12 protein-coding genes and 1 tRNA gene are annotated in these 22,507 nt (G+C 37.1%); 9 read left to right on the forward strand and 4 right to left on the reverse strand.

Annotated elements, in window-relative coordinates; genetic code table 11:
- Positions 1-89: 89 nt before the first annotated feature.
- Positions 90-794 (reverse strand): SGNH/GDSL hydrolase family protein, encoded by a 705-nt coding sequence (locus G530_RS0112005; protein WP_026934771.1) that lies wholly within the window; start codon positions 792-794, stop codon positions 90-92.
- A gap of 179 nt (positions 795-973) precedes the next feature.
- Between G530_RS0112005 and G530_RS0112010 the strand changes: the two genes are divergently transcribed.
- From G530_RS0112010 to G530_RS0112050, 9 genes are all read left to right on the forward strand, one after another.
- Positions 974-1,058, forward strand: a tRNA-Ser gene (locus G530_RS0112010).
- 625 nt (positions 1,059-1,683) lie between these two features.
- Positions 1,684-4,410: a hybrid sensor histidine kinase/response regulator transcription factor gene (locus G530_RS0112015; RefSeq protein ID WP_026934772.1), complete on the forward strand. Its 2,727-nt coding sequence runs from the start codon at positions 1,684-1,686 to the stop codon at positions 4,408-4,410.
- Positions 4,411-4,649: 239 nt separating this feature from the next.
- Complete coding sequence (locus G530_RS0112020; protein WP_026934773.1) at positions 4,650-5,996, forward strand: sugar porter family MFS transporter; 1,347 nt, start codon at positions 4,650-4,652, stop codon at positions 5,994-5,996.
- Positions 5,993-7,597 (forward strand): glycoside hydrolase family 32 protein, encoded by a 1,605-nt coding sequence (locus tag G530_RS0112025; protein ID WP_026934774.1) that lies wholly within the window; start codon positions 5,993-5,995, stop codon positions 7,595-7,597. Before G530_RS0112020 ends, G530_RS0112025 begins: the two co-directional genes overlap by 4 nt.
- Before the next feature lie 10 nt (positions 7,598-7,607).
- Positions 7,608-10,760 (forward strand): SusC/RagA family TonB-linked outer membrane protein, encoded by a 3,153-nt coding sequence (locus tag G530_RS0112030; RefSeq protein ID WP_026934775.1) that lies wholly within the window; start codon positions 7,608-7,610, stop codon positions 10,758-10,760.
- 12 nt (positions 10,761-10,772) lie between these two features.
- Positions 10,773-12,515, forward strand: coding sequence for a RagB/SusD family nutrient uptake outer membrane protein (locus tag G530_RS0112035; protein ID WP_026934776.1), 1,743 nt, complete (start codon positions 10,773-10,775; stop codon positions 12,513-12,515).
- A gap of 96 nt (positions 12,516-12,611) precedes the next feature.
- Positions 12,612-13,508, forward strand: coding sequence for a carbohydrate kinase family protein (locus G530_RS0112040; RefSeq protein ID WP_026934777.1), 897 nt, complete (start codon positions 12,612-12,614; stop codon positions 13,506-13,508).
- Between the two features lie 794 nt (positions 13,509-14,302).
- Complete coding sequence (locus G530_RS0112045; RefSeq protein ID WP_026934778.1) at positions 14,303-15,544, forward strand: APC family permease; 1,242 nt, start codon at positions 14,303-14,305, stop codon at positions 15,542-15,544.
- Positions 15,545-15,676: 132 nt separating this feature from the next.
- On the forward strand, positions 15,677-16,558 hold the full coding sequence (locus G530_RS0112050) for a DMT family transporter (RefSeq protein ID WP_026934779.1): 882 nt from the start codon (positions 15,677-15,679) through the stop codon (positions 16,556-16,558).
- Between the two features lie 391 nt (positions 16,559-16,949).
- Here G530_RS0112050 and G530_RS0112055 read toward each other — a convergent pair whose 3' ends face one another.
- From G530_RS0112055 to G530_RS0112065, 3 genes are all read right to left on the reverse strand, one after another.
- Positions 16,950-19,934 carry a sensor histidine kinase gene (locus G530_RS0112055; protein ID WP_084519465.1) on the reverse strand — a complete coding sequence of 995 codons (2,985 nt, stop codon included), beginning with the start codon at positions 19,932-19,934 and terminating at the stop codon, positions 16,950-16,952.
- The gene (locus G530_RS0112060; RefSeq protein WP_026934781.1) at positions 19,912-20,661 is read right to left on the reverse strand and encodes a LytR/AlgR family response regulator transcription factor; all 750 of its coding nucleotides are present in this window, start codon (positions 20,659-20,661) and stop codon (positions 19,912-19,914) included. Before G530_RS0112060 ends, G530_RS0112055 begins: the two co-directional genes overlap by 23 nt.
- Positions 20,662-20,890: 229 nt before the next feature.
- Entirely contained in the window at positions 20,891-22,255 is a 1,365-nt protein-coding gene (locus tag G530_RS0112065) for an MFS transporter (RefSeq protein ID WP_026934782.1), read from the reverse strand.
- Positions 22,256-22,507: the final 252 nt, after the last annotated feature.

A 22,507-nucleotide genomic window follows, 5' to 3' on the forward strand; every position in this document is an offset into this window, starting at 1 on the left:
TTAGTAATAAGGGATTCATAAATATAGACTCAAATGATGTGGGAAGGTTTAAAAATGATATTAAAGAAAAATGTAGTAATAAAGAATAATTAGTTATTCAGGGCTTTTTTAATTGCAGCTTTAGCCAGGGGCTCCATAACTTCATAAGCTTGCGTGTTAGGGTGAACTCCATCTTCAGAATATATCTTCTTCATTCCCTTTTTATCATCACTTAGGTGATTGAAATAATCCAGATAGATATGACCATTTTCTTTGGCGTAATTTTTAATCCAGGAGTTTAATTCTTCAATTTTGGCAACTGGTTCCAGTCCCGGGCGCCAGGGGTAATCGTAGACAGGTAGTACAGAACTCAGAACAACTTTAATGTTCTCCTGTTTTGCGAGCATGGCCATAGCTTTGATATTATCACTGATCATTTTTACGGAAGAAAACCCGGTATTCGCGGCAATATCATTAGTGCCGGCCAGGATCACTACCACTTCAGGGGTAAGGTCGAGCACATCTGCAGTGAACCTTATTAGCATCTGCGGACTGGTTTGCCCGCTAATTCCTCGACCCAGGTAATTATTTTTTTGGAAAAATTCAGGATGCGTTTTTACCCAGCCTTCGGTAATGGAATTACCCATAAAAACCACGCTGGGCCAGTTTTCACCATTAATGATCTCCTGGTTTGCTTCGCGATAACGTTTCAATTCCGGCCAATCCTGTTCCATTAATTCTTGATAATTTTTGTCCTGGGCATTTAAAGAAAAGGCAATAAATAAAAAACTCAGACTGAAACCTAAAAATTTCATGGGTTAAATTTTGGTTTCAATTTACAAAAAGTAAATAGGTCTAAAATAAATCCCATCAAATATGCTGATACAGAAGCAGCTATAAAAAAGCTGAAAAAAGTTTAGGAATTAGTTGTGGTAAATTAAAAAAGCGTGTTATATTTGCACCCGCATTCAGCAAATAGCTGATGAGGCACTCAGGAGAAATGGCAGAGTGGTCGAATGCGGCAGTCTTGAAAACTGTTGAGGGTCACACCTCCGGGGGTTCGAATCCCTCTTTCTCCGCAAAGAAAAACCCGCAATGAAAATTGCGGGTTTTTTGTTTTTCAGCTTTGTGCAAAGCTCGCTTTGCTACATAAGCGAAAAACAAAAAAGAGCACTGCCAGAGTAGTGCTTTGGTTTTTCTTTGCTGGATCCTCTTCCGGGATCAACGCAGTTAATCCAACTAGTTTCTGAAATAAAACAAAAATGAACCAGGTCACGTAGCACTCTGAACCATTTATTTTAGACTTTCATTAAACATCTTCATTATTACAGGTATCCATTTCTATTAAATAAGAAAACCATAAAATGGTATTACCGCAATAACAAAAACATTTCTCAATTTGTGAATACTCAGGATGAATTAATTGATTTCACTTCGCCTAATAGGTTTTCCTGATCGTTTTTCTATCAAAGGCGTTGACTGGCTAGGTTGTCTCAAAGTACTCGTATCTTTAATGCATTAAAGCCAATCCTTACAATCGAGGGCATTTTATAATTATTATTAAAAAAATAAATCTTTCAAGAATAAATACTCTGGAGTGCCTGTCTAAATCAAACGCCATAATACTGTTTTACAATTAGACGAGGCTTTTTGTTGTTAAATAATCTTTAAATTCTATTTTAGAAGCTAGTTAAATACTAATCAATGAAGTCTCAAATTAAGTTTTTACTTCTTAATATTCTTTGCTTGTTATTCCTTTCATGCTCCAAAGAAAATATTAAGGAGAAGTATAAAATAGGTTTCTCACAAGCGATGACTACGGACAACTGGCGACGTGAGATGAATAAATCTATGCATCTTGAAGCTTCTCTTCATCCTGAAATAGTTCTTGAAATTAAAGATGCTGAGAATAACATTGCCAGGCAGATCACTCAAATAGAAGATTTTATTGCAGACGGTGTGGATGTACTTATTGTTTCACCTATTCAGTCAATTCCTATCACCGCCGTAATAGAAAAGGCGATGGATGCGGGAATCCCCACTATCGTTATAGATCGAAAGATAGACGGGCGCAATTTTACAGCTTATATAGGTGCAAATAATGTGGAAGTGGGGCGTAATGCTGCAAAGTACATAATTTCACAATCAAATGAACCAGCTAAAATTATAGAGATTACCGGGCAGGAAGGATCCTCGCCTGCCTATGAAAGAAGTGAAGGCTTTAGAAAAATGATTAATAAAATTCCTAATCTAACTATATCGCATATAATTAAAGGTGATTGGGAAAAGGCTTCGATAGAAGAGGAGTTGACAAAACTTTTAGATTCCATTAAACCACCTGAATATATTTTTGCACATAATGACCGAATGGCTTTGGGCGCCTGGGAGGTAGTAAAAAAGAAATCTCTTGAAGATCAAATTCATATTATTGGAGTGGATGGACTTTTTGGACCAAATGGCGGGATTCAGTTAGTGAAAGATCGTATTCTGGCTGCCACGGTACTTTATCCTACCGGGGGGATGGAGGCAATAAAACTGGCCGAAGATCTTTTGAGTGATGAAAACATTGAAAAGAATAATATCCTCAAGACTGTTATCATAGATTCTGTAAATGTTGAGATCATGCAAAATCAGTTTGATAAAATGAAACAACAACAGAATGATATTGAGAACCAGCAGGAGGTTATAGATAATCAGATCACCACTTTTAAATCACAATCGAAACTTATTCTGTTATTGATTGTTTTATTAGGCCTACTTCTAATACTAAGCGTATGGAGTATTTATCTTGTCGTTAAACTTCGAAAGCGAAAAAGAAATCTGGAATCGAGTAATTCTGAAATCCTGGCACAGAGAAATAAAATTGAGGAGTTTGCAAAGAAATTGAAAATTTCGAATGAAAGTAAGATCAATTTTTTCACGGCCTTATCGCATGAGTTTAAAACCCCATTAACACTTATTACCAGCTCAATTGAGTCAATTTCTGAACGTCCTACGAAAGAATCCCAGGGGATTTCGTATGAAACCAATCTTATTATAAATAATTCCAGAAGATTGCTACGGCTCATTAATGAGCTGTTAGATTTCAGAAAACTCGAAAATGGCAGTTTTGATTTAAGGATTACAAAAACGGAAATTATTCCATTTCTTAAAAATATAGCTGAGGATTTCACAAGTGAAGCCCTTAAAAAATCTATTGATCTGAAATTTTCTTATAAATGCGAGGATCTTGAACTTTATATTGATAGAGAAATGATGGATAAGGTATTCTTTAACATTCTTTCCAACGCTTTTAAGTTTACTCCGAAAAATGGAACGATTCATATTGCTGTAGAGGAGGAGGACGAAAAAATTAATATTTTATTCAGGGATTCCGGAATTGGGATTCCGAAAGATGAATTCCAAAGCATTTTTGATCCATACATGCAGGCTAGTAATAATACTAAGCCTAGTTCTGGTCTTGGCTTGTATATTACCCGGCAATTTGTGGAATTACATAAAGGAAGCATTGCGGTTTCATCCCATCAGGGAGCTGAATTTAGAATTTCGCTGTTAAAAGGACGTGCTCACTTAAAAGAGTATGTTATTTCTGAAATTCAGCCGGATATGGATAGCTCTTCTAATAGGAGCAGAGTGGATAACCTAATTCCTGAAGAGTTAGAAGATAATATAAGTTTAGGGGAAAATGCAGATTCTGTGTTGATCATTGAAGACAATCTCGAATTATCTCATTTGCTTCGGAAAAAATTAAGCTCGGAATACAATGTTCATGTTTCTGATGGAACAGACGGGGTTGAAAAGGCTCTTGAAGTTATTCCCGATGTGATTATATGCGATCTCAACCTGCCAGATAAAGATGGGTTTCAAATATGCCAGGAGTTAAAAAGCGATCTGCGCACATCTCATATTCCTACTTTGATATTAACTGCTTTAAGTGATAAGGAATCGCGACTTAAAGCATTAAAGGCGGGAGCAGATGTTTATATTACCAAGCCATTCAATAATGAGATCCTTATGGAATCTATTAAATCGGCTTTATTCAATCGGGAGAAATTACGATATTATTATACCAACCGTATAGATAAGGTGAATGATGAAAACTTTGCCGGGCCAGAACAATTTTTCCTTAAAGACCTTAATGCATTAATCGATGCTAATCTCAGGAATTCTAGCTTTACCGTTGAAGACCTTGCATCCAGCCTTCAGATTTCAAGAGTGCAATTGTATAGAAAAGTAAAAGCTCTTTTAGGTGTTAGTGTTAATGAGTATATTAATTCTCTACGCCTTAAAAAAGCTAAAAGTCTCCTCCAGGAATCTAAGTTTAATATATCTGAGATTGCTTATGAAGTAGGTTATTCTTCTCCGGGATATTTTTCAACATCTTTTAAGAAGGAATATGGTATCTCTCCGAAAGAGTTAAAATCATCTTAATCATAAAATCTTCTAACTTAGAAACACCTTCTAAATTTGATACATAGTTAGAATTAATGTATCAAATTTAAAACTATATCGTTTTCGAAATATTTTTGAATTTCCTTTAAGGTATTGATATTGAAGTATTTATTCGAAAATTCACTTATCCTTAACAATATTAAAACTATTTGCGGAATTCTTAAAATATAGGGAGGAATTTTAAACATAATTTAGTTTTTAGATATAAAAATTAAGTGATGAATAAAATTCTAACCTGGTCAATTAGCGCTGCACTTGCCGGTTTTCTATTTGGTTTTGATACGGTTGTAATTTCAGGTGCAGACAAGCAACTTCAGGCGTTGTGGAATACTTCAGATGCATTTCATGGATCTGTGGTTATGGCGATGGCGTTATGGGGAACTGTAGTGGGGGCTGTTTTTGGAGGTATTCCAACGAATAAATGGGGAAGAAAGAATACACTTCTAATTATTGGCGTACTATATTTTGTTTCTGCTCTAGGGTCAGCCCTGGTAGATGATCCTATAACCTTTGCAGTCTTTCGGTTTCTTGGTGGCCTTGGAGTAGGAGCTTCTACAATTGCCGCGCCGGCTTATGTATCTGAAATTGCACCTGCAAATCAAAGAGGGAAACTGGTTTCTCTTTATCAGTTTAATATAGTATTAGGTATTCTAATCGCGTTCCTGTCCAATTATTTATTGCGGAATACAGGGGCTCAACCATGGAGATGGATGGTAGGTATAGAAGCATTGCCGGCCCTAATATATATTCTATTCGTATTATTTATTCCTAGAAGCCCAAGATGGCTGGTTTCAAAAGGAAGAATTGAGGAGGCTGAAAAAGTGTTGAGTACTATCAATCCTAACATCGATTCCAGAAGTAAGATTAGGGAGATACAGGAGTTGGATGCTAAAGAAACAACAGGCGAAAATATCTTTATGAAAAAGTATCGTTTTCCGTTGATACTCGCATTTCTGGTGGCCTTTTTTAATCAGCTCTCGGGCATAAATGCCTTTTTATACTATGCACCACGAATATTTGAATCTGCCGGTTTAGGTGAAAGTACTGCATTATTAAGCAGTATTGGAATTGGAGTGGTGAATCTTCTGTTTACGCTTTTAGGAGTTTTTTTAATAGATAGACTTGGTAGAAAACAACTTTTACTTTATGGTTCCATAGGTTATATAATCTCTCTTTCACTTGTGGCTGCCGCTTTTTTCCTGAATTGGGGCGGACTATGGGTTCCCGTTTTTCTATTTCTTTTTATAGCATCGCACGCTATAGGTCAGGGAGCGGTTATATGGGTGTTTATTTCTGAAATATTCCCGAACCGTTTACGTGCATCTGGTCAGGCATTTGGTTCTTCAACACACTGGGTGCTTGCAGCAATAATCCCATCAAGTATTCCATTTCTCTTTACTACTATAGGTCCTGGATATGTATTCGCCTTCTTCGCTTTTATGATGGTGCTGCAGCTGATCTTCGTGATTTTTATGATGCCAGAAACCAAGGGGAAATCCCTGGAAGATTTAAGTGAAGAACTTTCTGTAAATAAAAATGTATCAATTAATAACCAATCAATATGAAAAAAATAATTTACCTAATTGTCTATATGGCGATTCCTGTTAGTTTTTTTACCTCTTGTAAAGATGCTACAGAGAATACAGAACCTCAAACAGAAACAGCTTCTGTCGAAGTTCAGAAAGATGAGGATTTCAGACCTAATTTTCACTTCACTCCAGAAAAGAACTGGATGAATGATCCTAACGGAATGTTCTATTTTAACGGGTATTTTCATTTGTTTTTTCAGCATTATCCAGATGATAATGTTTGGGGGCCAATGCACTGGGGTCATGCGATTAGCAACGATATGATTTCATGGAAGGAGCAGCCTATTGCCATTTACCCTGATGAGAAGGGTTACATTTTCTCCGGTAGTGCGGTAGTGGATAAAAACAATACTTCTGGATTTGGCAAAAATGGGAAAACCCCCATTGTGGCCATTTTCACCTACCATGATCCGAAAGGGGAGAAAAAAGGAGACATAGATTACCAGTCCCAGGCGATTGCATACAGTTTGGATGAAGGTCAAACCTGGACGAAATATGAGAGTAATCCGGTTATTGAAAATCCCGGCATTAAAGATTTTAGGGATCCAAAAGTAACATGGGACGGTATTCATCAACAATGGATTATGGTTCTGGCAACCTATGAAAAAACACTGTTCTATACTTCTAAAGATCTTAAAAACTGGACACGACAGTCAGATTTTGGTGAAGGGATTGGTGCTCATGGAGGGGTATGGGAATGTCCAGATTTCTTCCCGATGTATGTTGGGGATACTAACGAGTTGAAATGGGTACTTATTCAAAGTTTAAATCCTGGCGGATATAATGGCGGTTCTGGAACTCAGTATTTTGTAGGGGATTTCGATGGCAAAACTTTTACGCCAGTAGAGCAAATGAAGGATCTAGGTGAAAAACATCCATACTGGATGGATTTTGGAAAGGATAATTACGCAGGAGTAACCTGGGCCAATATTCCTGAGGAAAACGGAAGAACCCTATTTCTGGGATGGATGTCTAATTGGCAATATGCTCAGAAAGTGCCTACGGAAACCTGGCGCAGTGCCATGACGGTTGCTCGAGAACTAAAACTTGAAAAATTAGATGGTAAATATATCATTAGTTCGGTGCCAGTACAAGAGTTGCAAAGCTATCGTAGCAAAAAATATAAAGATCAAAATATTCAGATTGATGGATTAACTAAAATTATTGATTCTGAAAAAATAGCTCTTAACAGCGCAGAAATAAGGTTTGAAATTTCAGATTTAAAGGAAAAGAAGTATCAGTTTAAACTTTCGAATTCAACAGGAGAAGAGCTTCTTTTTGGATATGATCACTCAGATAAAGAGTTTTTTATAAATAGGTCAAAAGCAGGTCAGGTAGATTTTTCTGAAGAATTTGCTTCGAAAATATCAACAGCTCCTAGAATTTCAACTGCCGAAAACCTTGATGGTACTATCATAATTGACCAAACTTCTATTGAACTATTCTTTGATGGAGGAAAAACTGTAATGACTGAAATTTTCTTCCCGAATCATCCCTGGGAAACTCTTTCACTACAATCAGTAGATGGCTCATTTACCCTAAATGAAATAGAAGCCTACCAACTAAAATTTAACTAAAAAGAGCATTATGAAATTAAATTCGATTTTATTTTTTTTGTTCCTGCTCCCGCTGAGTTTTGTTTCGGCACAGGAGATCGAAGTATCAGGAACGGTAACTACAGCGGAGGAAGGAATGCCTCTTCCAGGAACATCAGTATTTGTTAAAGGGACCAGTAATGGAACTTCCACAGATTTTGATGGAAATTACATCCTGGAAAATGTTCCTGAGGATGGCGTATTAGTATTCACATTTGTTGGATATAAAGAACTTGAAATACCTGTAAATAGTAATACCACTATAGATGTAGCGTTACAGGCAGATTCTGCATTGCTTGATGAGGTTGTTTTAACAGGATACTCCAGGGAAAGAAAAGTGGATGTAACCGGAGCAATAACTGTTGTTGAAACAGCCCCCATAGAAGGGCAAAGCAGAAGTTCTGGAAATGCTATGCAGGCACTGCAGGGAAGAGTTCCAGGCCTTTTCGTGGAAAAATCTGGAGATCCTACGGGAGCAAGTAGTAGGGTGCTTATTAGAGGTATAACTACTTTAGGGAACAATGATCCACTATACGTAATTGATGGAGTGCCTACTCAGAGACAGGAAGTTTTCTCTTCCTTGAATCCAGATGCCATTGAATCTATTCAGGTACTAAAAGATGCTTCTGCCTCTTCATTATATGGAGCAAGAGCTGGTAATGGGGTAATCGTGGTTACCACCAAAAATAAGAGCGGTCGTGCAGAGAAAGTAAGTGTAAGCTTCAATTCAAATTTTTCTGTACAGTCTGAAAAACAGCAGCGGTATGATATGCTGAATGCAGTTCAGCGAGGTGAGGCCTTATGGAGGGCTTCTATAAATGACGGTGCCGACCCTGCCTCCGGCTATGGCGAAATTTATAATTTCGATTGGAATAATGATTTTCAAAATCCTGTACTAAATAGTGTTACCGTAAGACCTTTTGTTGGCGGAGATGAAACGGTTCCGGCAGGAGATACAGACTGGCAGGATGCAACTTATGAGACTGGATATGTGTATAATAATGAGTTAACTGTTTCTGCTAATTCTGAAAAATCTTCATTCCTTGTAAATCTTGGACACCTTAAAAATACAGGTATTCTTAAATACACCAATTATGAGCGTTTTACGGCTAAGGTCAATGCAAATACAAGCTTGTTTGAAGATAAGGTTCGTTTTGGTGTAAATACACAGTTTTCAACATCAGATGAAACGCTGGCATCTCCAGATGTGGGAAGTGCGCCTACTCCTGGGTTGGCTATATCTCTGGCACCAACAATACCAGTATATGACATTAATGGGAATTTTGCCGGCCCCATTGGAGCAGGTTATTCAGATAGGAACAATCCTGTATTGATGCAATATTTGAATCGTTGGGATAATGCTGAAAAAAATAATTTCTTTGGAAATATTTATTTGGAAGCCGACCTTCTGGAAAATCTAACTTTTAGATCCAGTTTCGGGATAGACTTTAGCGATTTCAAAAGAAAAGATATAGAGCCACGAGTAAATAATGGCTTTATAACCAGGAGTAATAACAGTCTTACCTTTGATACTAATAAATATACCAGTGTAGTATTTACAAATACGCTAAATTATAAACTGGAATTGGGAGATCATAATTTTGGCGTTCTTCTGGGTGTGGAGTCGGTTAAAAATGATTTTGATAGTGTTCTTGCAAGAGCTGATGGTTTTGCCGTAGAAGAAGAATCTTACTTTGTATTAGATGCTGGAACAGGTGCCAGGACTTCTAACGGAAGTTCTTCTGGTAGCCGATTGCTTTCTCAGTTTGGTAAAATAAATTATTCATTTGATAATAGATATTTAGCCTCGGTAACTGTACGTAGAGACGGTTCTTCAAGGTTTGGGAAGAATGAAAGATATGGTGTTTTTCCGGCGGTGACTGCAGGGTGGAGGTTAAGTAACGAAGACTTTTTAAATGAAAGCGAAACCATTACCAATCTTAAGTTAAGAGCAGGTTATGGTGAAGTGGGGAATCAATCAATTGGTGATCTTGCCAGATTCGGACTGTATGAAGCGAGATATGGCCCAACTCTTTCGCAATATGCAAGCGGTTTCTTTGAGCAGTATTATAACGTTGGTACCGCTTATGACATTAATGGTAATAATACAGGGAATTTACCTTCCGGATTTGTTTCTGTCCAGGCGGAGAATCCAGATCTTAAATGGGAAACCACCAAAGAATGGAATTTTGGTGTAGACTTTGGATTTTTTGATAACAAATTGAGTGGATCCTTTGACTATTTTACCAGGGAAACGGTTGATATTTTAACCACGCCTCCAATTCCTTCAGTACTTGGAGAAGGTCAGCAGCGAGTATTAAACGGTGCTTCTACGAAAACCAATGGTTGGGAGTTCGCACTTGCGTACACGAATACTTTAGAAAATGGTCTTACTTTTTCAGTGTCAACTAATTTATCTTCTTTTAAGGATGAGATCACATTTCTTCCTGAAGAAGTTCGGGCAGGATTCCCTGGAACGGCACAAAATTCAATACTCGGGCATTCTCAATTTTCGATATTTGGATATAAATCAAATGGTCTCTTCCAAAGTCAGGCAGATATAGATAGCTCTCCAGAACAGGTGGGTGCTCGTCCCGGAGGTATTAAGTTTAAAGACCTTAATGGAGATAATGTTATAGATACAGATGACCGTGATTTTATAGGTACAACCTTACCAGATCTGGAATATGGTGTAAGAATAGATCTTGGGTACAAAAACTGGGATTTCTCCGTATTTGGATCTGGGGTGACCGGTAGAATTGGCCAGGATCCTTACATATTCTGGAACAATTTTGTTCAGGGTAGGGAAAATGCTGGATTGGGTGTACTTGACGCATGGACCCCAGACAACACTAATACAGATATTCCATCTTTATCACTCGCTTTTAACGATTTGAGAACTTCCGATTATTTGTTTCGAAACAATTCATATTTCAAGATTAGAAATGCCCAATTAGGATATTCCCTATCAGACGCTTTAATTGAAAAAGTTGGAGTTCTGGAAAGTTTTAGAATCTATGTTCAGGGAGAAAACCTGTTTTGGTTTACACCTAATGATTACATAGGATCAGATCCTGAAAGAACCGATGTGAATAGAATCCCAGTGCCAACGGTGGTTTCTCTTGGATTAAACGTGAACTTTTAAAATATGACAATCATGAAAAATATAAAATATATAATAACAGGATTATTGCTTTCCAGCCTATTAATATCCTGTTCCGAAGATTTTCTAGAATATGAACCAGAAGGAGTTCTTTCCAATGAGAATGTAGCAACAGCTGAAAATGCTGAATCTCTCGTGATTGCTGCTTATGCAGGAATTGCCAATGACGATATGATAGGGCCCTTAACCCATATGTGGGTTTATGGGAGCGTTCGCTCTGATGATTCCTACAAAGGCGGAGGGGGTCGAGGTGATGTTGGTGAAGTTGATAGATATGAACAATATTATCTAACGGTTCCAGATCAGGGAGAACTGATGGCTCCTAGAACATGGACAAACTACTACAAAGCCATCTCCAGGATAAATTTTGCGCTAAAAGTAATAAATGATATTCCTGACGCGGAATATGATTTGAAAACTACCCGGCAGGGAGAGTTGAGGTTTTTACGCGCTCATTGCCATTTTATGCTTAAAAGAATATTCAAAAAGATTCCTTATATCACTGAAGATCTTACACAAGACGAGATCGCCGATACCGGAAATGATCTTCCAAATCAGGAATTATGGAATTTGATAGCTAATGATTTTCTTTTCGCGTATAACAATCTGCCTCAAGCTCAGGATGAGGCGGGAAGAGCTGATAGAAATGCTGCTGCCGCCTACCTAGCTAAAACAAAGCTATATCAGGCTTACGAACAGGACGAAAATAATCAGGTAGTTAGTATAAATACTTCTGCTCTTCTGGAAGTTATAGATTATGCTAATGAGGTAACCGGTAGTCTTGAACCCGATTACGCGAATAATTTTCTTATTGAAAATGAAAATGGACCTGAATCTATATGGGCTGCACAATTTTCTATTAATGATGGTACGAGAGTTGGAAGGGTAAGCTTCGTTACAGGATTAAATTCTCCTCATGGCACTGGACTTTACGGATGTTGTGGCTTCCATCTTGCCAGCCAGAATATGGTAAATTCATTTAGAACAGACGCAAATGGCTTACCATTATTAGATTCTTTTAATGGTTCAGATATTTTAAACGATGTTCAGGAAGATGGAACGGTAGCAGTTTCTTCAGGCTTAACTGTAGATCCTAGATTAGATCATACCGTAGGAGTACCGGGACGACCTTTTAAATACCGTAATACCGTGAATGAACAGGGAGATATGATCTATAATTTTAGTTGGGCGAGAGATCCGGGAGTTTATGGTTTCTTCGGGAATATGAAAGAGCAGCAAGCGCCAGATTGTTCTTGCTATGTGAAAGAAGGTCCGTTTGTTGGGACTTCGAGAAACGTAATTTTTATTAGATATGCCGATGTTCTATTATTTAAAGCGGAAGCGCTTATTCAGTTAGATAGATATGATGAAGCACTACCTTTGATAAATGAAGTTAGAGAAAGGGCTGCTGCTAGTACACAGAAACCGGTTGAGGCCGGCGCTTCAGATATCTATAATGTAGGATCATATACTTCTTTTCCAAGTAAGGAATTTGCCTGGAAAGCATTAAAGTTTGAGAGAAGACTTGAATTCGGCATGGAAGGACCACGATTCTTTGACCTGGTTAGATGGGGTGAAGCTGAAGAAACTCTAAATGCTTATCTGGATGAAGAAAAGACTAAAAGAGACTTTTTAGCTAACGCTGTATTTACCGCCGGGAGAGATGAGTATTATCCAATTCCGCAACGGGAAATTGATTTTACAGGTGGACTTTACGTTCAGAATTCTGGATATTAATTATTATAAATTGTTTGGTTTGTCAGAAAAACACGGGGTTTATCCTCGTGTTTTTTATTGAGAAATACTATTCCGTTTTAAATTCGTAAACAAGAAATGAAGACAAAAAAAATAAAAGCAGTATGTTTTGGAGAAATCCTTTATGATGTTTTTCCTATTACAGAAAGAATTGGTGGGGCGCCATTAAACGTAGCGAGCAGACTAAGCAGCATGGGAATAGACACAGAGATGATAAGCAAGACTGGTGTTGATGTAAAAGGATATCAATTGCTTAGCTACCTTAACTCAAGAAATATAGAAACTGGGAATATTTTAAAAGACGAACAATTTGATACCGGAATTGTAAATGTTAGTCTTTCTGCTAATGGTTCTGCTACTTATAAAATCAGGTATCCTTCAGCATGGGACAAGATCACACTCAAGGATGGAATGGTAGAATCTGTCTTAAAGGCCGATGTTTTTATTTTTGGAAGTTTAGTTTGCCGTGATGAAATAAGTCGAAGCACTTTGTTCAAGCTTATTCCGAAAGCTAAGTTTCGGGTGCTCGATTTTAATTTACGACCTCCACATTATTCAAAGGAATTAGTGATAGCATTGATGGAGCATGCAGAGTTCATAAAGTTTAATGATGACGAACTCTTTGAGATTGCAGTTTTATTAGGGTCCAAATATAATTCCCTGGAACAAAACCTACTCTTTATGGCTGTTAAATCGAATGCAAAAACTATTTGTGTGACCAAGGGAAGGCATGGAGCAGTATTATTGCATGATAAAAAAATGTATTATAACTCGGGTTACAAGGTAAAGGTCAAAGATACTGTTGGCGCAGGAGATTCTTTTCTAGCAACATTAATTGCTAAATTGTTGCAAGGAGAAGAACCACAAATCTCACTTGACCAGGCATGTGCAATGGGTGCATTAGTCGCTGGGGAGGAGGGAGCAAATCCAGATATTATGGAGGAGACGCTTATATCATTTATTAATCCTTCTTGAAGAAATACAGCATTATAGGAACCTATCATTATTGGATTCGAGCAATATTATGAGAATACTTTTCTCAATTTCTGCTAGATCATATTACCCGTTTATTTTCGCTTAGATCAAAGGTTTTTCTTGATCGTTTTCTGAAAAAACCAAAGGAAAAATATGTGATCATTTTTTTCTGGTGAAGATATTTTCGAAATGTCAACTAGATACTTTATGAACTTAACTTTCTCATTTATAAAGTCTGATTCTTTATTCTTGATTTTACTAAGAAATTGCTATGATTTAGTTTTTCTCTGCCTCTTTTCCCATCCAACCATACAGAATTATAGTTTTTGCTGAAATAATCAAGCTTACGCCAGCTCCATTTATTCTATGAAGATTCAAGTTGAATAATATTATCTTTTATTTGGAATTTAAATGTAAAAGTTAACAATACAACCCTAGTTCCTTTTACTTGTTCTAACATTTTGGGGTAATTCGAATTTACCTTCTCTTTTAATTGGTAATTCTAATTATTTTATAAAACATGGTTTTATAAAAAAAATAAAAACCTGCATAAACTAACTTACCGCGAGAGATCGACAAGAGATCAAAAAAATATATTTTTTAAATTATTGCTAACCGGATTTAGGACGTTACTAGTAATTTTTAACCTATCGATTAAGACTTTTTCTTTTCCATTCATTTTTTACCTTTTTAGCATTTCTCACCACCTTTTATAAAAACTTTAAAATTTTGAATATGAAGATATTGAGATAAAATTTTAAGTTTTGTTTAAATAGCTTAAAAATGCAGGAATTATGGCTGAGGAAAAATTAAAACGATCGCTCGGGTTCTGGGATATTCTCATGTTTGGGGTAGGCGGTATAGTAGGTGCCGGGATCTACGCCATCATTGGTCAGGCGGCCGGGCTTAGCGGCAATATGCTCTGGTTAAGTTTTGCGGTTGCCGCTATTGTAGCCTTATTAACCGGGTTATCTTATGCCGAATTTGTAAGCCGGTTTCCCGATGCCGGGGGCAGCTTTGAATATATCAAGCAGGGAATGAATGAGAAAACGGCCCTCGTGATGGCGATTTTCATAGCATTTACCGGAATTGTTGCCCCGGCAGCTATAGCTATAAGTTTCGCAGAATATTTAAGCAGGTTGATTCAAGTACCCAACTGGATCGCCATAATTGGGATCATCCTGGCCATGGCAATTTTTAATATCATTGGATCCAAAATAAGTTCTCAGTTTAACAAACTGGCAACGGCAATAACATTATTGGGGCTGGCCCTGGTGATCGGTTTTTGTATTCCAGACTGGGGAACGGTAAATTACTTTGATATGGGAGATGGTGGTATAACCGGTATCTTGGCTGGCTCGGCGCTCATTTTCTTTAGTTATGTGGGCTTTGAAGACCTGGTGAAACTAGCAGAAGAGACTAAAGCCGCAAAAAGAGTGCTGCCCCGGGGAGTCCTTTTTAGTGGTATAATTGTTTTTCTGCTTTATGTGCTCATAGCGATTAGTGCTATTAGTACTTTTACCGCCAAGGAACTCTCGGAAAAGGAAGGACCTCTGGCTGCTATAATTGAATCCCAGTGGGGTGCCATAGGAGGGACCATTCTGGTGATCGTAGCGCTATTTGCCACCAGCAAAACTATCTTAAGCAATATATTAGGAACATCACGGGTATTATATGATGTTGCCCGGGATAGTAATATTTCCTGGCTCAAGAAGTTCACCACCCTCTCTGGCTTGGGAAATAAAACACCCAACTATGCAATTATTGCGGTTGCCGTGGTAACCATTGGCTTCGGGCTTATTGGTAATCTTAAAATAGTCGCTTCAATAAGTAACATTTTTGTTTTTTGTTTATTTGGAATGGTGAATATCGCTTTACTGAGTTTCCGATACAGGAATAAAGAAGATAAAAAAGAAGGCGTGTTCAAGATCCCCTTAAATATCAATAATATTCCTATTCCTACCGTTTTTGCGTTATTCAGTATTCTGGTGCTGTTTGGTTTCAATATTTATAACCTTATGCAGGGGTCGGCTTAGAATTGTCATTTATTTAAAAGATCATTTAATACCAGAGCAAAAATTGTTTTCGATAGATTTTATTTTTTCAGACCTTTTGAATTGAGTCATTTTAAAAAACTGTTGCGAGTTTCTGGTAATTGTTTCGAAACGATGAATAAACAAATACTAATATTGGTCATCGGGTTCGTGTTATTATGGAACTCGGGTTTTATTGGAGCCGAATATGGACTCCCGCATACGGGACCATTTACGCTTGTTTTCTGGAGATATTTGGTGTTGAGCCTATTAATCTTCGTTTATCTACTGGTGAGAAACAGGTTAAAATGGTTTGGCTGGAAGGTAACATCATTAAATATGCTCATTGGTTTTCTTGCTCATGGAGTCTGGCTAACTTGTGTATTATTTGCGTTAGACCGTGAGGTACCCGCAGGAATCGTGGCGCTTATTGTGGCCTTGCAACCTCTTGCGACAGGAGCACTGTCTCCGTCTGTCACCCATGAAAAGACAAACTTTTACCAGTGGATAGGTTTAGTACTGGGCTTTATCGGGGTAGTATTGAGTGTAGGTTTTAGGATCGATTTCAGGAGTTCCAGTTCGCTCTTTGGATATATTATTCCCTTATTTTCTGTAATGGGCATTACGGTTGCGACTTTGATTCAGCGTAAAATGGAATTGAATGCGAGTTCCCAAAAGCTACCTATAGCGCAAAGCCTGTTTTATCAGGGTATCGCGACGATGCTGGCCCTGGCTTTCCCGGCCATCTTTATTGAGAATTTACAAACCGAATGGGTACCCGAATTTTTTTACGCCATGAGTTGGTTGATCCTGGCAGTTTCATTGGGAGCATATATATTGATGTGGAAACTAATAGAACGTCTGGATACCACCAAGGTAGCCAGTTTGTTTTATCTGGGTCCCCCCGTAACCATGTTTATGGCCTGGATAGCTTTTGGAGATCAAATTAAAACCATGGATCTTGTGGGGATGGGGGTGGTCTCCATTGGTGTATTCCTCACCCAGTTCAGGAAATAAAAATTGAAAAGGACTTCCCTGATTTAATTTTGTACCGGCGAATATATACTGAATTGATAATTGAAGTTATTGATATATTTAATATTTCATGCCCGCAATTTTAAATGCGAAGTGTTCATTGATATTATGCGGGATAATCTGCTTACTTTTTTTAGGAACGGGCAAAAAAAAACCACCAACAAAAGTTAGTGGTTTTATGCCTTAAAGACTAGAGAAGTTCCGGCTATTGAAACCCCGATAATTTATTACAACCCTACTTATAATAAACTATCTGAAAGCAATTTTCATGTTGAAAATAACCGTCACTTGCTCTAATTTTTCATAAATGTAAATGTTAAGTTAGAATGATAAAGTGTCATTTAGTAAACGTATGGATTTTGAAAGTAAACGTTTAAATGGCGAGTTGCACAATTATAGTCGTGCCTTTATTCTTGCGAGAGTTTATCTGGATCGTCTTTTCTACGTCGTAACCCAGTAGAGCCAGGCGTTCTTTGACCAGGCTTACACCTTTAGATTCGTGGAGTTTATGGGTATGGTTATTAGAAATTCCAACCCCGTTATCTTCAATTTTGCATTGTAATAAATTTGGTGATAATTGCCTGAAAGAGATTTCTAAAACCGGAGTGGAAACACTGGCAGGAAACGCATGCACAAAAACATTTTCTACAAAGGTCTGTAAGATCATCGTGGGAACTTCCACGTCATAAGTGTCGATCGTGGGATCTATATTAAAGCTCACCTTTATCGTATAGTTGTACCTAGTATTTTCAACCCGGATATAGGATCGTAAATATTCAATTTCCTCTTCCAGTAGAATTTTAGGTTTTGTGCAGTGATCCAGGTTCAACCTGATGAGTTTTGCGAAATCACCCAGAAAAATGCTTGCATTATCTATATCACTGTCTACGATATAATTTTGAATGGAATTCATAGCATTGAATATGAAATGCGGATTCATTTGCGCCAGTAAGGCTTCCATCTTGGTTTCTTCAAATCGCTTCTGGATAATTCTCTTTTGTGATTCAAATTTTTTGTGCTGCCGTATCTGGTATTTATAAATAATAAATACTAATAGCAAGAGGAAGATGATGATCATCAGTATAAACCACCAGGATTTCCAGAATGGGGGATTAATAGATAGTTTGGTTAGTGATTGTGTATAATACATACCTGTGCTGCCATCTAACACTCTTAAAGTGACTTCGTAATCATTCGATGGTAGGAATGGCAGGAATATTTCTGGTTTAGAAGAAGGGAGACTCCAGTCTGCATTCGGGTTTAACCTATATTGATACTTTAATTTTTTAGGATAAGGATGTGCAGTGGTACTAAATTCGAGCAACACTGTATTTTGATCATAGGCCAGGTTTATTTTCTCCTTTCCAGGGATCTGCTTCAAAGGGAGTTCATTATTATTTATATAAATTCCCTCAAGTTTAACCTGGTCTACCAGGGTCTTAGGATCGATGACCGCATCAAGATCAATGTTATAATATCCGCCATTTGTCCCCAGAAACAGCCTGTTTTCTTTAACCACGGTACTCAAAAAGGGTTGCTTTAGCCCTTGTTCCGAATCGAGCAGGATTTGCCGCCTATCTTTGAAAATCGTCAATCCTTTTTCAGTCCCTATTAAAAGATGATCTTTATATTCTTTTAAAAACGAAATAGTATTCCCGGGGATTTTAGCGCGTGGAATTTTTTGTAAGATGTCAAATTGATCTTCATCATTTACGATGAATATATCACCAAACTCATTAGAAATAGCCATATCTCTTCCTAAAGGGGTAATATGTCTTAATTTTGATTCTCTCCAAATGCCCTCATCCAGATAAGACCTGAATTTGCCTTCTTCCCAACTGTAGAGTCCGGAAAAGACGGAAAGAAAATAGGTTTTAGGACCACGTCCTAAGCTGTTCACAACCAGGGTAGGTGTTTGTGGAGCCTCCTGCTCATAATACTCAAATTGAAAAGTATCCAGATCACTATAAATTCTTATTCCGCCGTAAGGATGAGTCTCAATAAGATCACCGTTTTTAGTAAAATTGATTTCTTCGGAATGTAGCGGGATATATCGTTCAAGTTCTCCGGAATTTTCTATAACATAGATACCAATATTTGTATTTAGCCAGTATTTTTTTTCAGAAACCTTTATGTCATAAAACATGATCTCTTCAGCCCTGGTCGTATAGTCTAATTCATAAAAAGAGTCTTCATATTTTGGTAAGGGTATTTTGGTTGTTCTAACATATTCCTGTTGCCATTGTTTTAGTTGATTCAGACTGATCTTTTGTTCATTTTTGGCTTGTTTTAGAAGAAGTCCGTCATTTAATAGAATGGCAGAGGTATTTTTTGTTTCTGCGAATCCGAGGACATCGTTCCCGGATATTTCATTGAATTTTACCTGGGGATCTAAATTGATCTCAAATAATCCGGCCTCAAGGCTACCTATATATAATCTCTCAAAATTCTCATCATAAGCCACGGAAATTATATTCTTACTGGGAATATTGAAATCTGAAGCTCTCGAAATTAATTCATTATTCTTAATTTCATAGATGCCGCCATTGGTATCATAGATTCCCCATGCCGCAGCATAGATCATATTATTAACGGTTTTTACATGGTCCCAGATAATCGATCTACCCAATTTGTTAGTGATAATAGAATCGTCGCTATTAACATAATCAGCGAGTAGATTTTTGGTGTAAAAACCTTTATTACTGCTGTAGATACTATCATTATCTACGAATACAGAATAGATGAATTTATGATCATTCACTTTTTCTAAAATGAACTGATCCTTCTTAAAGCTGATTTTATAAATACCAGTTCTATAGGTTGATATATACAAAAGCTCCTGAAATTCGAAAAAACCTGTCACCCTGAAAAGTTCATCCTGAGTAAGTGCTTTTGGAGAATATATTTCCAAGGAATTTATATTGATTACTGAAACTCCATCACTGGTACCTACGAACATATGATCTTTAAAGGAGAAAAGTTTAGTGACTTCGTTGTGAATCAATCCGTCTGCTTCCGAGATCACTTTAAAATTTCTTCCATCATAAATGCTGACTCCGCCACCGTAGCTTCCAAACCAAATATGATTATTATGATCTTCAGCAATGGCCCAACAGCTGTTCATTGCCAGGCCGTCCTCTTCAAAAAAACTTTTTAGGAGATCATTTTCCTTTTTTACGACACCATTATCAGTCCCTATCCACAAAGTATTATTACTGTCCACCAGGAGAGATCGCACCGTGTTATTGGGCAGCTCATTAGCTGAAGTATAGTTTTTACCCGGAAAATTCTGAGCAAAGGCTAAGTTGAACCAAAAAAATAAGAGGAGTAAAGGTTTATTGATTCTGTAGAATGGCATTTATAAATTCTTCTTCTTTACGAAAGGAAACAGGAAGTTTCTCTCCATTGGTTAGTTCAACTTCCTTATTGGCTTTATGATACCTTACCACAAAATTTAAATTAAGCACGTAGCTTTTATGAATTCTAATGAAGGCTGAAGGAAGAATTTCTTCCACGAACTTTAGTGTTTTTGTAGCCATTTTATTTATGCCATCAATTTTTTTAATGCTACAGTAATTGCTCTCGGCTTTACAATACAGGATCTGGTTTGAATGAATGAGCTCAAATCCTTCCAGGGTAGCAAAGGCGATCTTACTCACATTCTGGTCATTTACATTTAGGTTTTCCAGTAATAATGACAATTTCTTCTGGGCAAAACTACCTTCATTCCTGGTTTCAAACCTTTTTATAGCTTCAGTTAATTCCAGATTATTAATTGGTTTCAATAAATAATCCAGGGCACTTCGTTTTATGGCCTTGATCGCGAATTGATTGTAGGCCGTGGTAAATATGACCTCGAATTTTATGACCTCGAAATAATGAAATAGTTCAAAACCATTTTTTTCAGGCATTTGAATGTCGAGGAAGACGAGCTCTGGCTCATGCGTTTTAATCGCCGTGACACCAGCATCTACCGAATGGCATTTTTCAGCAATATTGAATTTATTCGGGAAATACTTATTCAGTGTTTTCTCAAGTAAATTCTGAGCATTTACTTCATCGTCGATGATGACTACTTTTATCATAAAATAAAACTACAGTTAAATAGGGATTTGAAGATCTCTAGACGCGCTAAAATAACATACTTAACCGAAAGACAAATTATTTTTTTAAATGAACGGTTAGAAGTGAGTATATATTTAGATCCAGCCGGAACTATATGGCGGTTAAAGTGTCTTCGATCCTATTATAATTCCTCAAAACCAGAAAGTCTTAAGAATATTTAGATACTTATGTTTTACAGTAAAAATCAATTTAATTTTTCACAACTGGAGGAGCAGCCATTTTAAAGACCGAAACATCAAAGCTCTGTACTATGATCCTATGTCTTTTTAAGTTGATAAACTGAATTAAGATTACCAGGGTAAAAGGTATAATGGAGATCGTAATAAATACCATTTCCCAATCGAAACTGGTCTTCAAAATTCCCAGTAAACCAGCTCCCATGGCACGTCCCATATTAGACAAGGCCATATAAAGTGTGAATTGAGTTGCCGCGACTTTTTTCCAGCATAGATGCATGGCAGATGCAAATATGGCAATACATAAAAATGTATATAGAGTGTAATAAAATAGAATAAAGGTGATCACAACAAAAATACTACTCCATAATTGGGTTATGAATGCAAATACTGCAATTAGGATTGTAGCTAAGATCAGGTAAAGAGTTAGCATTTTAATTTTACCAAAATAATCAACCAGGTAACCACCTATGAACATCCCTAAGAAACCTCCAATAACGGTGGTAATAGAAAGTATGTTCGAAAAGTATGAATTAGACCATCCTAATTCCTGTATGCTAAAAATTGGTAGTAATGTATCTACTAATCCATACATTATTCCTAAAATGAAAATACCTAAACATAGCACCAAACTGGATTTTAATATCACTACTCTGTAAAGACTTTTAAATATGTGCTTCCAGCTTCTTAACTGTGTCTTTCTAGACTCTATAGACGCATTCCCAGAAGTCCAGGGAAGGAGTTTTTCGCCGGGTCGTTCCTTAAAATATAAAGGGAAGATCATAATGCATGCTACGGCAATAGACAGGGAGAAAACAGTGAATGAAAAACCAAAATTATTGATAAGCCATGTACCTGTAATCAAAGCCAATGAATTACCTATGGTTTTTGATCCCCACATTAAGCCATTAGCTCTTGCCTGCTCTTTTCTTGGGATAACTTCTACCGCCATTCCATCTGTTGCTACATCTTGAAAAGCGCCAAAGAAATTTACTAAGAAACCTGCGATCATTAATCCGCTGAGGTTATTTAAAGGGTCGGTTACCAGACCAAGATTAATAAAACTCAGAATAAGTCCAAGTTGACCAAAGAGTACCCAGGGCCGTTTTCTACCCATAGATAAAACAGTGAACCTGTCCATTAAAGGCGCTATTAAAACTTTAAAACTCCATGGAATAAGCATAACGCTAACAAGTGAAGCGATCTCCATTGCAGATTTTCCATTCATCGCCATCCATGCTGGTAGTGCAAAATATGTGATGCCTTCTGGAATTCCCTGTGCTACATAAAGTGCCGAGAACGTAAGGTATCTTGTTATAGCATTATCGGTTAAATTTTTCCCTAATCTATTATTTACGCGAGTAGTTTTATCCTTCATGATTTAGATTTCAAGATTAGTAGATTAAAATCTGCAACTGCTTAATATTTGAGGGAATTCGGTTACTATACAGAAATATTTCTGCCTTCTTTATATCCTATATTTAGATTGATGAATGACCTGAATATGAAAAAGACAGAAATAGAACATCAAAATTGATGGTAGGGCTCCTTTAAGTGCCATTGTGATGATCTTTAAGGCACTTCTATGATCTTTTACAGTTATAAGTAAGTGATATTCAGTGAGATTAAA

This window comes from Christiangramia echinicola DSM 19838, from assembly GCF_000423065.1.
GTDB classification, from domain to species: Bacteria; Bacteroidota; Bacteroidia; order Flavobacteriales; family Flavobacteriaceae; genus Christiangramia; species Christiangramia echinicola.

Coding starts and splice junctions, on each gene's coding strand:
- G530_RS0112005 (WP_026934771.1), bottom strand. CDS start 794: ATGAAATTTTTAGGTTTCAGTCTGAGTTTTTTATTTATTGCCTTTTCT.
- G530_RS0112015 (WP_026934772.1), top strand. CDS start 1,684: ATGAAGTCTCAAATTAAGTTTTTACTTCTTAATATTCTTTGCTTGTTA.
- G530_RS0112020 (WP_026934773.1), top strand. CDS start 4,650: ATGAATAAAATTCTAACCTGGTCAATTAGCGCTGCACTTGCCGGTTTT.
- G530_RS0112025 (WP_026934774.1), top strand. CDS start 5,993: ATGAAAAAAATAATTTACCTAATTGTCTATATGGCGATTCCTGTTAGT.
- G530_RS0112030 (WP_026934775.1), top strand. CDS start 7,608: ATGAAATTAAATTCGATTTTATTTTTTTTGTTCCTGCTCCCGCTGAGT.
- G530_RS0112035 (WP_026934776.1), top strand. CDS start 10,773: ATGAAAAATATAAAATATATAATAACAGGATTATTGCTTTCCAGCCTA.
- G530_RS0112040 (WP_026934777.1), top strand. CDS start 12,612: ATGAAGACAAAAAAAATAAAAGCAGTATGTTTTGGAGAAATCCTTTAT.
- G530_RS0112045 (WP_026934778.1), top strand. CDS start 14,303: ATGGCTGAGGAAAAATTAAAACGATCGCTCGGGTTCTGGGATATTCTC.
- G530_RS0112050 (WP_026934779.1), top strand. CDS start 15,677: ATGAATAAACAAATACTAATATTGGTCATCGGGTTCGTGTTATTATGG.
- G530_RS0112055 (WP_084519465.1), bottom strand. CDS start 19,934: ATGCCATTCTACAGAATCAATAAACCTTTACTCCTCTTATTTTTTTGG.
- G530_RS0112060 (WP_026934781.1), bottom strand. CDS start 20,661: ATGATAAAAGTAGTCATCATCGACGATGAAGTAAATGCTCAGAATTTA.
- G530_RS0112065 (WP_026934782.1), bottom strand. CDS start 22,255: ATGAAGGATAAAACTACTCGCGTAAATAATAGATTAGGGAAAAATTTA.